This is a genomic window from Paenibacillus sp. DP01, assembly GCF_044784315.1.
Lineage (GTDB): Bacteria > Bacillota > Bacilli > Paenibacillales > Paenibacillaceae > Paenibacillus > Paenibacillus polymyxa.
Map to the genome: position 1 here is coordinate 3929298 of NZ_CP173059.1, position 15683 is coordinate 3944980.

The following is a 15683-nucleotide window of genomic DNA, read 5'->3' on the forward strand; positions in this document are numbered from 1 at the left end:
TTAATAAATCTCTTTTAACTGTAAACTGAACCAAAAAACCGGCATCACAACAACTTCTTCGCTTATGAATATCGAAGAATCTGCTAAATGCCGGTTAATTTATCTACATCAGGATTTTACGAATCCTCACATCATGTGATATAGAAAAATCAAACTAACAAGCGCTGCGCCAAATAAAATATACGCGATTCCCACGTACACTCCATTCACGAATGCTCTCAAATAGATACATTCCTATTGTTAGCAATCCTGGAACGTTTGTCAATGATTTTTCGCTTTCTCAATTGATAATCATTATCAATTAAAAATTTTAATAAATCACCGTTGAACTATCTTAAATTTTACGCTATAGTTACACCAGATGACATGCAGAAAATGACATATTCAATTTATTGATATACAGGCGGTGCGTACTGTCTGGTATTAATACATACTCCAATGGCGGATTGGCCTCCAGGACCTAGAGCTTGGTCACTACTCCACCATAAACACAAGTGCTTAAACACGAGCACTTGTGTTTATGGTGGAGTTTTTTTGTTCCCAATTTTAAAATTCAAAATCTGAAAGGAGCCTGAACCGTGGCGGATAATACGATCAAAATTACATTAAACGGACAGGAACTGAAAACGAATAGCAGTGCAACCATTCTTGAAGTGATCAACGAAAACAATATTGCCCACCCCCAACTGTGTTACGTTCCCGAAGTGGATCCAATCCGCACCTGTGACACATGTATTGTGGAAGTGGACGGAAAGCTTATGCGTTCCTGCTCAACGCTTGCTACAAATGGAATGGATATTCATTTACATTCAGATCGCGCAAATGCGGCACAAACCGAGGCTATGGACCGTTTGCTGGAGAATCACCTCCTCTACTGCACGGTGTGCGATAACAACAACGGTAATTGTAAACTGCATAACACCGCAGAGCTTATGGAAATTGAACATCAAAAATATCCATATCGACCGAAGGTTGATCCCACAGAAGTAGATATGTCCCACCCTTTTTACCGCTATGATCCCAATCAATGTATTGCATGCGGCCAATGCGTAGAGGTATGTCAGAACCTGCAGGTCAATGAAACACTGTCCCTCGACTGGGAGGCTGAACGCCCTCGCGTGATCTGGGACGATGGAGTTGCCATTAACGATTCCTCCTGCGTCAGCTGCGGTCAGTGTGTAACGGTCTGTCCATGTAACGCCTTGATGGAAAAGTCCATGCTGGGAGAGGCCGGCTTCATGAGCGGCATAAATAAGGATTTATTAAATCCAATGGTTGATCTAATTAAGGAAGTGGAGCCAGGCTACAGCGGTATTTTTGCAATTTCGGAAGCTGAAGCAGCGATGCGTGAAACACGCACGAAAAAAACTAAAACCGTCTGCACGTTTTGCGGTGTAGGTTGCAGCTTTGAGGTTTGGACCAAAGGCCGCAAAATTTTGAAGGTACAGCCTACCTCTGAGGGGCCTGTTAACGGCATTTCGACATGCGTCAAAGGGAAATTCGGCTGGGATTTTGTGAATAGCGATCAACGTTTGACCTCGCCTTTAATTCGTCAAGGAGACGAATTCGTGGAAGCAACCTGGGAAGAAGCCTTGAGCCTGATGGCCAGCAAAATGGGAGCTATCAAAGAAACCTACGGAGGCGAGGCACTCGGTTTTATTTCTTCATCCAAATTTACCAACGAAGAAAATTATCTGATGCAAAAGCTGGCTCGTCAGGTGTTCCAAACGAATAACGTTGATAACTGCTCACGGTATTGCCAATCTCCTGCATCATGGGGGCTACAATATACCGGAGGCATCGGCGGCGACAGTGGCACGATTAAAGACATTGCCTCCGCAGGTTTGGTCATACTAGTCGGCTGTGCGCCGGGAGAAGGACATCCCGTGCTGGCTACCCGCATCAAACGTGCGCATAAGCTGCATGGTCAAAAGTTGATCTCCGTCGACCTGCGCAAGCATGAAATGGCAGAACGCGCAGATTTGTTCATGCGTCCGAAGCAAGGTACTGATTATGTATGGTTATCCGCTGTAGCCAAATACATCATTGAGCAAAACTGGCATGATGCTAAATTCATTGAGAAACATGTAAATTTCTATCCTGAATATTTGAAATTGCTGGAGAACTTCACCCTGGAATTCGCTGAGCAGGAAACTGGTATTTCCCAAGAGACGCTCATTCAGGTAGCGACCATGATTCACGAAGCGGATGGCACGGCCATTTGCTGGGGCATGGGCGTGACGCAAAACATCGCAGGCTCTTACACTTCGATCGCGATTGCTAACCTGCTGCTGGTGACTGGCAACTTTATGCGTCCAGGTGCAGGCGCATATCCGCTTCGAGGACATAACAATGTTCAGGGTTCTGCCGATATGGGTACCATGCCAGATATTTTTCCTGGCTATCAGCCCGTAACGAACGATGCCATTCGGTCCAAGTTCGAAGCGGCCTACGGCGTACAAATTCCAAGCCAGCGCGGACTGGACAACATTCAAATGCTGGAAGCCATTGAGACGGGTAAGCTCAAAGGTATGTATATCGCTGGAGAAGAAATGGCATGGGTGGATGCAGACTCCAATCATACCCAAGAAATGCTGGCGAATTTGGATTTCCTTGTCGTTCAGGATGTATTTCTGAGCAAGACAGCTGAATTCGCTGATGTCATTTTGCCAGCTGTACCTTCACTCGAAAAGGACGGTACCTTTACGAACACCGAACGTCGTGTACAGCGTTTATATGAGGCCCTCCGCCCTGTAGGAGACAGCAAACCGGATTGGTGGATTTTCAGCCAATTTGCCAAGCACATGGGATTTGATTGGGATTACAGTCATCCGAGTGAAATTTTTGAGGAAATGGCGGCGCTCACTCCATTTTTCTCCCAATGTAATTATGACGTATTGGAAGGCTGGAACAGCTTCCATTGGGGATCGCCGGATGGTAGCAACACTCCGCTTCTGCATACCAACGGCTTTAACTTTCCAGATAAAAAAGCACGCTTGGGACTCTTCGAATATGTACCACCAAAAGAGTATCCCGCTGAATTCGATCTGACCTTAAATAATGGCCGACTGCTCGAACAGTTTCACGAAGGGAATATGACGACAAAGTCAACAGGCCTTCAGCTCAAACTCCCAAAAGTATTTGTGGAAGTGTCCCCTGAGTTGGCAGAGGAGCGCGGAGTTACAGACGGATCGCTGGTTCGACTGGAATCTCCCTATGGGGCGGTCAAGCTGCATGTTCTGGTGACGGACCGGGTACAAGGAACAGAAATTTATGTACCGATGCACTCTACCAGTCATGAGGGTGCTGTCAATCTATTAACTGGTGGAGCATTTGATGTAGTCACCCGTACACCTGCCTATAAACAAACCAAAGTACGGATGCAAGTTTTGGAATTCGATGGTCAAAATCCACTCCCACATATCAATCCACGTTATAAAAAGCGGCATCCGCAAAATGGGGTTGAAGTGAACCGTAAGTGGAATCGTCCCGGTTATATCGATTTGGTAGATCAAAAATAAGGAGGTCGAACCATGGCTAAGCCTATTTCAATTGTGAGAAAACGTATATTGACAGCAGAAGAACGGCAAAAACAATCGCTGGATCAACTTACTGCCGACCTGGCAGACAATAGGGCAGCATTGCAGAAGACGCTTGAAATTGTACGTGAACTGCATGACAGTGGTCTTCTCGAAGCAGCTCAGTCTATGCTAAAAGCCAAAGAAACCATTGCCAAAATCGCTGTAGGACAAGCGACGCGCAAGCCTGTGACGAACATCATCAATAATCTGATGGATGCAGCAGGGATGCTGTCCGAGGTAGACCCTGAGCTGATGAAAAAACTGGCAAGCAGCGTCACTACGGGCCTGAATGAAGCCGAAGAGCACCTAAAGCGGAATAAAAAGACGCGGCTGCGTGATCTTATGAAGGCAATGAATGATCCAGATGTAAACCGGGCAATGGGGTTCGGTATTCATTTTCTCAAGGGCGTGGGAAAAGGTTTGTCTGATAAATAGCTTAATAGATATGAAAGTGGAAGGCTACTAACCACAGATAATAAAAAGAGCTGGCTCCGAAAAAAACGGGGCAGCTCTTTTTATTTATTTTTTATCCACCTGCAACAAGGTCACTGTTTTAAGAGAAACGGCATCTTTTATTTGCTCCTCCGCGATAACCTTAAGTTTTAGCAAGCTGGAAATTTTTGAAGTGTCCGGCTTGGAAAACAAACGCCATAATTGAGGATCAGGCAATGAATCATACAATTTCGCATGATCGTATTCCTTGCGGTGCTGCTGTACAACCCTGACTCGGTAGTTGCCAATTTCCCAATCGGATACTTCCTGCTCTGCACAATGGGCGGTAATGTCATTGCGCAAATCAGTCAGTTCACCTTCAATTTCTTTTTGCTTTTGCTTTAACTGGTAATAGCGACGCACCTTGTCTTCCAATTCCATCACGCTCCTCTGCTTACATATGTATGTTGGCAGAAGCGTTTTAGGACAAGTTTTATCATGTTAGGATGGAAGGTGTAATTATAACTGTAACAGCATTTCCCGGGTAATGGTAACGTCGGCCAATTGAGTCCTCATTACTTAAATTTTATTTCAGGATTTTTGCAAAATCCTCATTTAGGTACATTCGCCCCTGGAGTTACAGGCCCCGCTCCTTTTGACTTCCCCTTGCGCTTCATATAATTGGCCCAGTATGCCGTCAGAATTGGCACCAAAATGGAGGTCACTATGACCGAAGCGGCTACTAATGCCGTTGCAGATTGGGCAACAGGTAAAAATTCAGGCTTGATATTGGCAACAATGACTGGATTCGCTACTGCTGCACCTGCGGTGCTGGAGGCTGCAATCCCTGCCGTACCGTTGCCACCCCCAATATATTTGTCCGCCAGAATCAATGGAATACCTGTAAAGATAATTACAAAAACACCCAACAAAATACCTAACACACCTGTCTGGACAATAACACTCAGGTCAATGGAACACCCCAACGCAAATCCAAAAAATGGAATAAGAGCTTGTGTCGCGTTTCCAAAATATTTACGGAAATCATGATCCAGATTGCCCAACATAAAGCCGACCAAAAACGGTAATACGGCCCCGACAAATGTTTGCGGTTCAAAAACGGCCAGCCCGGTACTCCCTAGAATAAGCATAGTCACCAGTGGACCTGATTCCAGTGACATCAGCACGAATGCTCCTGCCTCTTCCTTGGAGCCATACTGCTGCATAATGGAGGCGTAGAGACCGCCGTTCGTCATATCCATAGCCGAGATCAGCGCCAGCACCGACAAACCTGCAAATAGCCCACTTTCTACGCCGCCAACAGGCAGCAATCTAGACGCAATGATCGCCACGACCCAAGCGACCGCGATTTTAGTCAATACGAGCGTTCCTGATTTACGCAATACGGTGCCTGTCGCTCGCACATCTATGGAAGCACCCATACAAAAAAACCACACTGCCAAAATGGGCACCGTACCGGTCATCAATCCCTTGGTAAAAGATCCAAAATAGTCGCCTGCCCATGGAGTAAATGTATGAAAAAGTGCGCCGATAAACAGCGGCACCAGCATAATGCCCCCTGGAATTTTATCGATGTTTTGTTTGATTTTCATAACTTCATTCAACCCTTTCGTTTTTGCCAATGCAAAAACAAGGCCGTTTTACTTGCGGCTTAAGCCGAGCTCAGGAATCAGTTTTGCGAAAGTATCATGACTATCCTTCAGTAGACGCGCGAATGCCTCTGCATCCTGGACACGCAATCCCAATCCATGTTTTCGCATTTCCTCCCTAAATTCCTCGTCTTTCGTCCCCTTGATCAGTGCATCCGCCAACGTTTGAGCCACCTCATTCGGTGTATCCTTAGGTACAGCCAGCCCTCTCCAGGTGCCTATAAAATGGACACGTAGCCCTGTCGCCTGCTGAAGTGTTGGCACTTTTGGAAACGCTTCCGAAATGATGTCTGCCTGGATCGCCAGTATGCGAAGTTTCCCATCGTCCACGTATTTCTTCACCTCTGCGGGACTGACAGGTACAGCGTCCACGAATCCGCTCATTAAAGCAGAAACTGCTGGGCCTGCTCCCTCATAAGGGATATGGGTGAAGCGGACTCCGCTTTTCTGCTCCAGCATCGCGGCAGCTAGGTGCCATATACTACCTGTGCCTGCGTTCCCCATTTTCAGCTTGCCTGGATGGGCCCTAGCATCCTCCAGAAATGCCTCCGCTGTCTTCCACGGCGCATCCGCCCGAACCGTAATGGCAGAAGGGTCCATATTGGTTTGAAGCAGCGGCTTAAAACGATCATAGGTGATGGGTAGCAGTCCCAAATGTGGTAATGTAGTCAGTTCAGCGACCAGATACGTTACGGTGTAACCGTCTGCCTGCGCCTCAGCTCCCTCCATCAGGCCGACAGAACCGCCGCCACCTGTTCGATTAACGACGATGATCGGCTGCCCGAGATGCTTTTCGGCGGCTTTTGCCAACGCTCTTGCGGTAATATCTGTACCGCCCCCCGCCGCATATGGAACGACAAGCGTTACTGGCTTCGCAGGAAATATACGACTGTGATCCTGCAGGGCGCGGTGATCCACATATTCACTGATACTCAAGGCAGAAAGCATAGCCACTCCTGCCGCAACCAGCACATATTTTTGCCATGGCTTTTTCTTCATTACGCTTCCTCTTCTCCACAAATAAACTGGGCCTATTACGCCCGCCGTCACCTCCAACGTTTTCGGTCATTTGTTCGCGCTTACATGAAGTCAATGTACCGCAACGTGGAGGCCCACATCTATCGTCTAATCTTCGTGTTTATCTTCTATTCCACCAAAGCGCCGATCTTTTGACCGATTTGCATATTCATTAGAAGATTTGTTGATTTGTCTGAATTTCCCTGGGGTCACTTGCTTATACTTGCGGAATACACGAATAAAACTGTTCTCGTTTCGGTACCCGACCTGCTCTGCAATTTCACCAATTTTCAAATGCGTTTCACACAGCAATATGCATGCCTTTTTGACACGTAATCCAGTCAAATAATCATATACGGTAGTCCCCGTTTCCTCTTTGAACATACTACTCACCGAGGACACGCTCATGTGAACATGATCCGCAATTTCCTGAAGCCCGATGTTCAAATGCAAGTGACGTTCCATATAGTCGATCATCTCTTGTACACGTACAAAATCTTTGGACTGTTGGCGTCCATGCCATTTCTCTTCTATATCAGTCAACATGATGGCCAGCAGCGCCTCAATGTCTTGAAGGTCTAGCGTCAGAATCTGATTCCAATGATAATCAGCGAGCAGATCTGGCGGAGTCACGCTTTGAGTGGTACACCATTTTAGCAAATCTTCCAGTAGTTCATGAACAAATAGGTAGACCTGGTTTGGAGATGTCCTAAAGAGTCGAAGTTCTTCTACCCACTGGCTGACTAGCTTTGCACTTGCACCAGGTTCCTGCGACTCCACAGCACGAATCAGATCCACACGCCGATGGTCCAGTAATCTTGCATCCTGAGCCTGATCCTGTGACTGCACATCCACTATGCAATCCCGTTTCACATTTGTGCTGCTGTTCATATTCATATGTGAACGTCCATATCCCTCATACAAACGTAAATTAAGCGCCTCTTTTCCTTTTATAAAAGACGCCCGTGCCTCTTGAATATCTGTGACCCTATGGCCAATCCCTACCGAAATCGTCAAAGGAAGATGCTCAGCAACAACCTGAATTAGCCTGTCAACGCTGTTGCGAAGCCATGCTCTCTCTTTAGCAGCCCCCTCCGCTTCAACTTCATATGTGCTTTCCCTAAACTGCAGCAGTACAACCAAACCACTCTCTTCCTCTGGCGCACTAACTGCTTTCCAATGAGGCTCAAGCATCTCCAGCAAAATATTGTTCAGCGCATATTTAAGTAGCATTTTATCCTCTTCCGGAAAGCTTGCGCTCCACGTAGAATACCGATCAATCGACACGATCATAACAACCAAAGAATTATGGTCCCAATCGGAAAAATACTGTTCCCATTTCGTACGCATTTCCTGCACACCCATTCTACGCTGGAAGACATCTTCTATATATTTGGAACGCAGCTCCGGCAAGCTTCGCTCTACCACCAATGATTTGCGGTGAAATTCTCCAACCAACTTGCTAATCACGGGTTCCAGATCATACAATCCTCCCTGACGCGTTCCCTTGTTGCCTGAATTCAAGAGACTATTAATTTTTTTCATAGGGCGAAAAGCGGCATAACTGTAATAGTATACCGCCGAGCACCCAGCCAGGATAGAGATCAAGGCCAGCCACAACATCATATTGCGCGCAAGTTTTACATTTTTCAGTAGCTTGTCCATCGGTACGAGGGAGACTAGACGCCAGCCTGTAACATCGGAGAAGGTCTGGTTCGCCATATATTCCATATCTCCAATTTCTACATAAGCATAAGGATTCACATCCAACTCTTTCAAAACCCTGCCCATATCATTTAAGGGTATGGACGATCTCAGTTTGGGATAGATCAGCTCGCCCTCCAGATCATAGACGTATTGCGAGTTGGATAAATGAATATACAGTTTGGAGAAAAAACGGTCGTAATCCAGATTGATTAACACCGCACCCCTGACCTGTCCATTCTCTACTATAGGTCTAGCCAGCGAGAGCAGCTCTATCGTGCCATGCTGTTGATCAGTACCATACCATCTCCGCTTAATCAATAGCGGCTTTTTTTGAATGTCCTGAATCCAGGGAACCCAGGTTGTATCCGGTGCTTGATTCCAATCGGGCAAATAACCATAATTGCTGGACACGAGAGCATGATTATCCAAAGAAATGACTTCAATCGAATAAATTTCTTCGTGTGAAGAAAGGGTTTTCAAATATTTCTGAAGTCGTTCGATAACGGAGGCTTTGTTGGATACCGATTTTCCATCCGCATAAATACGTATAAAAGACTCTACATCCGGATAATAAGCCGCATCCAGTGCCTTGTTATCCGACTCACGAAAAGCCCGATTAGTCACATCCAGATTGATTTGCAACAATTCTATATTAGGTGTATTCAGCTCGGTATCCAAACCTTCACGGTATCTTGAATACGATAGCAAGCCGATCACGCTGATCACGAGCGACACGCACAGCGTGAGCAGCAGAATCAGTCTTGTCTGCTTATTTTTCAGTATCAATCGAAGCTTAAGTCGCAACATTCCTGTAACTTCATCCTTCCGGACTACGTTGTCCATCTTCCTCTTACTCAATATTAGATGACATATTACCTTTACATCTATTTGACACATGAAGTGGAATTTCCTGCCTTTACAAATCAAACTTAACAGGAGTCATATCATTAATAATAAAAAAAGAAGAAGTCTCCCTGTACAAGGTAGAACTTCTTCTTACGTGCTGCTTGCATCCATTGTTCAGCAGCATAGATATTCGTATTAAAGTGTTTGGCTCGTCTTTTCCACCTGAAAACGATTCAGTTCCCGCTGCATCTCCTCGCGAATCTGGCGAAGCTCCTTTACCTTCTCAGCCGATTCCTCGAAGGAACGCTTCTGCTCCACCGTGGAAGCCGTAATCTCTTCACTGCCTGCGGCGGACTGCTGAGTGATTGCGCTAATATTCTCAATAGCTTGCTGCACCTGTACACTCAGTTCTCGTGATACATTCATGTCTATGGATAATTTGCTGACTTGGCCGGCAATTTGCTGCACTTTGCCACTAATCTCTCTAAACGATTCTCCGGTGGAGGAGGTTGCCTTCTCCTGCTCGCGGAACAACTCCTGACTTTGCGCCACAGAAGTCTTCACCTTATCCATAGCCTGCGTGATCCCCTCAACAGCGGTATAAATTTTCTTTACAGCAGATTCAGATTGACTCGCCAGCTTTTTCACTTCATTGGCAACAACAGCAAAGCCTTTTCCCGCTTCACCCGCACGTGCAGCCTCAATCGAGGCATTCAAGGACAATAGCGACGTTTGGCTGGCAATTTCAGATACATAACCGGTCATAGTTGTGATCTCAGCTGCATTAGATTCCAGCTCTCTAACGGTTTGTTCCACTTCAGACATTGCCGAACGGTTCTCTGCAACAATTCGCATTTGATCACTCATGACACGCGCACCCTGCTCAATGACACGCAAAGCATCCTCACTATACGTGGTTGATTGCGTAGTCTCCAGCAAATTAGATTCAAACTTCTGCTGCATATCATCCACCACGCTAACTGTCGATGACAGGTCCTCAGCAATTTTCTGACTGCCTATCGCAAGTTCCTCTGTTGATGTGCTGACTTGTGTCACAATTTCCTTCATGGCCTCATTGTGCTGATCAATATCCCGAGCCATCAGATCGACACGATTACCCGCCTGATCAATGGAGAGTACAATGCTGCGCAAGTTCCCGATCATAACACGGAAAGATTCATTGAGCTCGTCCAGCTCGTCTCGGCCCTTTGTTTGAGGAAGTTGAACAGTTAAATTCCCCTCGGCAATTTGCTTCGCTGCATCCGTTAACTTGCGGGTTCTAAGGGCAAGCTGCCTGGAGGTATATGTATTATATAGCCCAACCGCCACCAGAAGTAGAACTGCACCTGCCAAGGCTAATTGCCAAGTAAAACGAATACTTTTGGTCAGGTCTTCTGTGTATTGGTCGTAGCGCGCCTTGGTCAGCAGATCCAGCATAAATACATCGTTCTGAATCCCCTGGGCACGCATGGCCTCTCGTTTGGATTCTGGGCTGTTCTGAGCACTCATCGCTTTTTCCGTTGCTACTTTCAATTGGCTGAATTTTATTTTAATCGAATCCAGTCGCTTTTGCTGTGCTTCGGTCTGCATCATGCCCTGTGAAAGCAAAGTAATCGTTTTTTCAGACTGAGTTAGCTGATTTTGCACATCGGCTTTGTTGCTCTCCGTCATGGAAGTAGAATAATTTTGCAGTGCCTGCCCCGACTGAATCAAATAGGCATTAAGCTGCTGTACATTCAACATAGCTGGAACAAGATTACTACTTTGAGCGTTAATACGTAACAATTCAAAAATGATATAAGCTACTAAAGCCAGGCAAGCGATCAGGGAAATCATCGCGTTAAGCACCAGTTTACCTTGCAGTTTCATCAGCATTCATCCTCCGTTTGCGAAAATTTATTGGGTGGGTACAGTAAGTGTGCCGGATTTGATTTTTTCCATTAAATCATCCATTACCTTTTGCTGATCCGGATTCAGTGTCACGACACGAATAGGCGCCAAACCTATACCTTCTTCCGCAAGTCCAAACACCATATCCTTCTCCGTAAATTTTCTTTGATGGTCTGCAAAGCCTTTGACTACTGTATAAATTGCACTGTCTACGTTTTTAATCATTGAGGTCACCACCGCTTTTTCTGCAATAAAAAACTGGTCGCTATCGACCCCGATGGCGAATTTGTGCTGCTTCTGCGCTTCCTGTAGCGCACCTACACCGGTTAGCCCTGCTGCTGCAAAAATGACATCAATCTGGTCCTGATTGATCATGTCATCCGCAATTTTCGTACCCAGCTCCGGTTTGCCAAAATCTCCTGCATACGTTGCCGTAACTTTGGCATTAGGCTTGACTGATTGCACCCCTGCACGATACCCAATTTCAAACTTTTTCAACAGAGGAGATTCCGCACCTCCGAGAAAACCCACCTGTTCCGTACGACTCGTCAAACCGGCAACAACCCCGGCCATAAAACTGCCCTCTTCTGCTTTGAAGGTAATGGAGGCCACATTCGGCAATTCTGATGTTTCATCCACGATTAAAAATTTACGGTCTGGATTCTTTTTGGCAACGGCCTCCAAACTGTCCTTCACCATGTAACCCAATCCAATGATTAAATCCGCTTTTTCTTGAACAAGCTGATTAAAAGCAGCATCATACGTCTTGGTCTCAGTTATTTCCCGGTATTCAAAAACAATCTTCCCCTCATCCCGTGCCTTGACCAAACCTCGAAAAGCCGCGTCGCTGTAAGATTGATCACCCAGACCAATATCTGACAGCACGATTCCCACCTTAATGGGTTCGGCCTTGGTTTGTACGTCTGATTGCCCACATGCACTTAGCAATAATGCAAAGATCGTGACAATGGGAATCCACCTAAAAGTTAATAATACAGCTCGTTTCTTCATGACATATCACCTCAACATAAAATGCAAATCCCCAACATCTTTATATCGGTTATAGAGGTGAATTTGTTCATAAATTTTTCTGTAAATTCATTGTAAATGGATAATGACAATGGGTTCATCTTCTTCTACATGTAATAAGCGTCTCTTTTCGTACTGCTTTTATTGTACGAACTGTCTAAAATTATTTATTTCGTTTATCCGGAAAGAATAAAGTGTAATTTTTATGGTAAACGTAGGAACCCCCTTCAACCATCACTCTATGTTGAAACTGAAAGGAGCTACATTTAGAATGACTTCAACAAATTCAATTCCCCAGCCTAAAACATACGGTCCCTTAGGAAATCTGCCCTTGATCGATACCCATGCCCCTGTCCAGTCGCTGGTTAAGCTTGCCAATGAGTACGGTCCCATCTTTCGCATGGATCTGCCTGAAGGAACGAACATTTATATTTCGGGTCATAAGCTGGTGGCAGATGCTTGTGATGAAACTCGTTTCGATAAACAGGTATGGGCTCCCTTACAAAAAGTACGAGCTTTTGCCGGAGACGGACTATTCACAAGCTGGACTGAGGAACCGAACTGGCGCAAGGCCCATCAAATATTGCTGCCTAGCTTTAGTCAGCGGGCCATGAAGGGTTACCACAATATGATGCTTGATCTTGCTGTTCAGCTGGTGCAAAAATGGTCTCGGCTCAATCCAGATGAAAGTGTAGAGGTACCGGAGGATATGACCCGCCTGACTTTGGATACTATCGGGTTATGCGGCTTTAATTATCGTTTTAACAGCTTTTACCGCGACCAGCCCCATCCGTTCGTGACCAGTATGACACGCGCTCTGGATGAAGCAATGGGTCAGTTGCAACGTCTCAATTTGCAAAACAAGCTGATGTTATCGAAGAAAAAACAGTTTAAACACGACATCGAAACGATGTTCTCTCTGGTGGACAGCATTATTCAAGAACGCAAAACCACGGGCAACCAAGGTGAAGAGGATTTACTGGCACGTATGCTGGAAGGCAAGGACCCGGAAACAGGTGAAACGCTGGATGATGAAAATATCCGCTATCAGATCATTACCTTTCTCATCGCCGGTCATGAAACGACCAGTGGGCTTTTATCCTTTGCCATTTACTATTTGCTTAAAAATCCACGAACACTAACCAAAGCCTATGAAGAAGTAGATCGCGTGCTCACCGATTCGCTGCCTTCCTATACTCAGGTGCGTGAACTCAAGTACATAAGGATGATACTGAATGAAGCCCTGCGGCTATGGCCGACAGCGCCCGCCTTCTCTCTCTTTGCCAAAGAAGATACGCTGCTCAACGGAACCTATCCGCTTAAAAAAGGCGACAGTGTCAATGTACTCATCCCGAAATTGCACCGTGATACCGAGGCTTGGGGTGAAGATGTTGAGGAATTTAGACCCGAACGCTTTGAGGACCCATCCGCCATTCCGCAAGATGCCTACAAACCGTTTGGCAACGGTCAACGTGCTTGTATCGGACAACAGTTTGCCTTACAGGAGGCCACTCTTGTGCTGGGTATGGTACTGAAACATTTTGAGCTGATTGACCATACTCATTATGAGTTGAAAGTCAAAGAAACGCTCACGCTCAAGCCGGAAGGCTTCACCATTCAAGTACGGCCACGCAGTACACAGACTGCCGTCATGCTGCCAGGTGCCGCTCAAGAACTTCATGAAAAAGAGGAACAAAAAGTTGCAGCCCCCCATGCCGAAAAGCATGATACATCTTTGCTATCTTTGTACGGCTCGAATCTGGGTACAGCTGAGGGACTTGCAGGTGAACTAGCCGATTTAGGCCGGAATTGGGGTTTCAACAGTAGCATTGCAACTCTAAATGATCGTGTGGACCATTTGCCTAAAGAAGGCGTGGTACTTATTACGACCGCATCTTATAATGGGCATCCGCCAGATAATGCAGATGCCTTCGTAGAATGGTTGAAGCAGGTAGACGAGGGACAATTGGCAGGCATAAGGTATGCTGTCTTTGGTTGCGGTGACCGGAATTGGGCCAGCACGTATCAGCGCATTCCAAGGATGATTGATGAACTGATGGCTGCCAAAGGGGCAGAGCGACTGTATGATCGGGGTGAGGGCGACGCCAGTGGTGATTTCGAGAAGGATTGGGAAGTCTGGAACCACGGCTTATGGCCGGAATTGCTGAATGCTTTCGGGATAGAGCACAGTGATACAGAACCTCAGGACACCAGCAGTCTGAGCATAGAGTTTGTAAGCGACGTACTAAGCGCTCCGCTGGCGGCCAACTATGAGGCAGCTACTGCCATTGTTACCGCGAATCGTGAACTGCACGCTGCTGAAAGTGAACGCAGTACACGACATCTGGAGATCCAATTACCAACCGGATTGTCCTATCGCGAGGGTGATCATCTTGGTGTTTTGCCGCGTAATCCTGCTTCGCTGGTTAATAGGGTGATGCAACGCTTTAAGTTACAGGATCAGGACTACATCGTATTAAAAGGCAGTGACCGGGATGCGGCGCATCTCCCCTTGGATCGGCCTGTCAGCGTAGGAGATTTGCTCACTCTCAGTGTGGAACTGCAAGAATCGGCAACCAGAGCCCAGCTAAGGCAACTGGCATCCTTTACAGTGTGTCCACCGCATAAGAAAGAAATCGAAGCTTTGCTCGAGGATACTACTTTCGATCAAGAGATACGAAAGAAGCGCGTCACGATGCTGGATATTCTGGAGAAGTATCCAGCCTGCGAGCTGCCATTTGAAAACTTCATCTCGCTGTTACCACCACTCAAGCCTAGATACTACTCCATCTCCAGTTCTCCGCTTGAGTCGGAGAATTCAGCGAGTATAACCGTGAGCGTCGTGCGTGGACCAGCCCGTAGCGGAAAGGGCGAATATCTCGGTATCGCCTCCAATTATTTGGCACAGCTCCAACCAGATGATCCGGTTGTCATTTTTGTGCGAAAGCCTCAGTCTGGCTTCCGTTTGCCGGAAGACCCGACCGTGCCTGTGATCATGGTCGGTCCAGGGACTGGTATTGCTCCATTCCGCGGATTTCTCCAAACACGCCATGTGCTTAAGGAGAGAGGAGAACAGCTCGGCGAGGCGCATCTATACTATGGCTGCCGTGATCCAAAGCTCGATTATCTATACAAGCAAGAGCTGGAGGCCTGGGAGCAGGAAGGAATCGTTACGGTTCATACAGCCTTTTCACGTCTGCCTGGTCAACCCAAAAGGTATGTACAGCATGTCATGAATGAAGATGCAGACACTCTGATTCACTTGCTTGATGAAGGAGCGCATTTGTATGTATGCGGCGACGGTAGCCGGATGGCCCCCGACGTTGAAGACACGCTCTGTGCGGCCTATGCGGATGTACACCATACAAGTAAAGAAGAAGCGCAGCAATGGTTGGAGCAGCTCCAACAGGATAAACGCTATGCCAAGGATGTCTGGACAGGCATCTGATGATAACGGTATATAAAGATAGATCATGTTAAAAATATGAGGGACTGACTACCAGGCATCGAT

9 protein-coding genes are annotated in these 15683 nt (G+C 46.5%); 3 read left to right on the forward strand and 6 right to left on the reverse strand.

All coding sequences use genetic code 11. The features are described from left to right. Positions 1 to 578: 578 nt before the first annotated feature. The gene (gene fdhF, locus ACH59B_RS17190) at positions 579 to 3521 is read left to right on the forward strand and encodes a formate dehydrogenase subunit alpha (RefSeq protein WP_404302209.1); all 2943 of its coding nucleotides are present in this window, start codon (positions 579 to 581) and stop codon (positions 3519 to 3521) included. Positions 3522 to 3533: 12 nt separating this feature from the next. Continuing rightward, entirely contained in the window at positions 3534 to 4016 is a 483-nt protein-coding gene (locus ACH59B_RS17195) for a DUF1641 domain-containing protein (protein ID WP_151256076.1), read from the forward strand. An 84-nt stretch (positions 4017 to 4100) separates the two neighbouring features. Here the strand turns inward: ACH59B_RS17195 and ACH59B_RS17200 are convergent, their stop codons facing one another. From ACH59B_RS17200 to ACH59B_RS17225, 6 genes are all read right to left on the reverse strand, one after another. Next, positions 4101 to 4454, reverse strand: a complete 354-nt coding sequence (locus ACH59B_RS17200) for a hypothetical protein (RefSeq protein ID WP_151256075.1) — start codon at positions 4452 to 4454, stop codon at positions 4101 to 4103. 170 nt (positions 4455 to 4624) lie between these two features. Further along, entirely contained in the window at positions 4625 to 5626 is a 1002-nt protein-coding gene (gene kdgT / locus ACH59B_RS17205) for a 2-keto-3-deoxygluconate transporter (protein WP_017428226.1), read from the reverse strand. Between the two features lie 48 nt (positions 5627 to 5674). After that, positions 5675 to 6682: a tripartite tricarboxylate transporter substrate binding protein gene (locus ACH59B_RS17210; protein ID WP_153794767.1), complete on the reverse strand. Its 1008-nt coding sequence runs from the start codon at positions 6680 to 6682 to the stop codon at positions 5675 to 5677. A 126-nt stretch (positions 6683 to 6808) separates the two neighbouring features. Then, a complete protein-coding gene (locus ACH59B_RS17215; RefSeq protein WP_151256074.1) occupies positions 6809 to 9250 on the reverse strand; it encodes an AraC family transcriptional regulator in 2442 nt (813 codons plus the stop codon). A gap of 198 nt (positions 9251 to 9448) precedes the next feature. Further along, the gene (locus ACH59B_RS17220) at positions 9449 to 11122 is read right to left on the reverse strand and encodes a methyl-accepting chemotaxis protein (protein ID WP_016821682.1); all 1674 of its coding nucleotides are present in this window, start codon (positions 11120 to 11122) and stop codon (positions 9449 to 9451) included. 27 nt (positions 11123 to 11149) lie between these two features. Then, entirely contained in the window at positions 11150 to 12154 is a 1005-nt protein-coding gene (locus tag ACH59B_RS17225) for a BMP family protein (protein WP_025365418.1), read from the reverse strand. Positions 12155 to 12443: 289 nt separating this feature from the next. On the opposite strand from ACH59B_RS17225, the gene ACH59B_RS17230 reads away from it, so the two are divergent. After that, positions 12444 to 15620: a bifunctional cytochrome P450/NADPH--P450 reductase gene (locus ACH59B_RS17230; protein ID WP_044788050.1), complete on the forward strand. Its 3177-nt coding sequence runs from the start codon at positions 12444 to 12446 to the stop codon at positions 15618 to 15620. Positions 15621 to 15683: the final 63 nt, after the last annotated feature.

Coding starts and splice junctions, on each gene's coding strand:
- ACH59B_RS17225 (WP_025365418.1), bottom strand. CDS start 12,154: ATGAAGAAACGAGCTGTATTATTAACTTTTAGGTGGATTCCCATTGTC.
- ACH59B_RS17195 (WP_151256076.1), top strand. CDS start 3,534: ATGGCTAAGCCTATTTCAATTGTGAGAAAACGTATATTGACAGCAGAA.
- ACH59B_RS17210 (WP_153794767.1), bottom strand. CDS start 6,682: ATGAAGAAAAAGCCATGGCAAAAATATGTGCTGGTTGCGGCAGGAGTG.
- ACH59B_RS17220 (WP_016821682.1), bottom strand. CDS start 11,122: ATGAAACTGCAAGGTAAACTGGTGCTTAACGCGATGATTTCCCTGATC.
- kdgT (WP_017428226.1), bottom strand. CDS start 5,626: ATGAAAATCAAACAAAACATCGATAAAATTCCAGGGGGCATTATGCTG.
- ACH59B_RS17230 (WP_044788050.1), top strand. CDS start 12,444: ATGACTTCAACAAATTCAATTCCCCAGCCTAAAACATACGGTCCCTTA.
- ACH59B_RS17215 (WP_151256074.1), bottom strand. CDS start 9,250: ATGGACAACGTAGTCCGGAAGGATGAAGTTACAGGAATGTTGCGACTT.
- ACH59B_RS17200 (WP_151256075.1), bottom strand. CDS start 4,454: ATGGAATTGGAAGACAAGGTGCGTCGCTATTACCAGTTAAAGCAAAAG.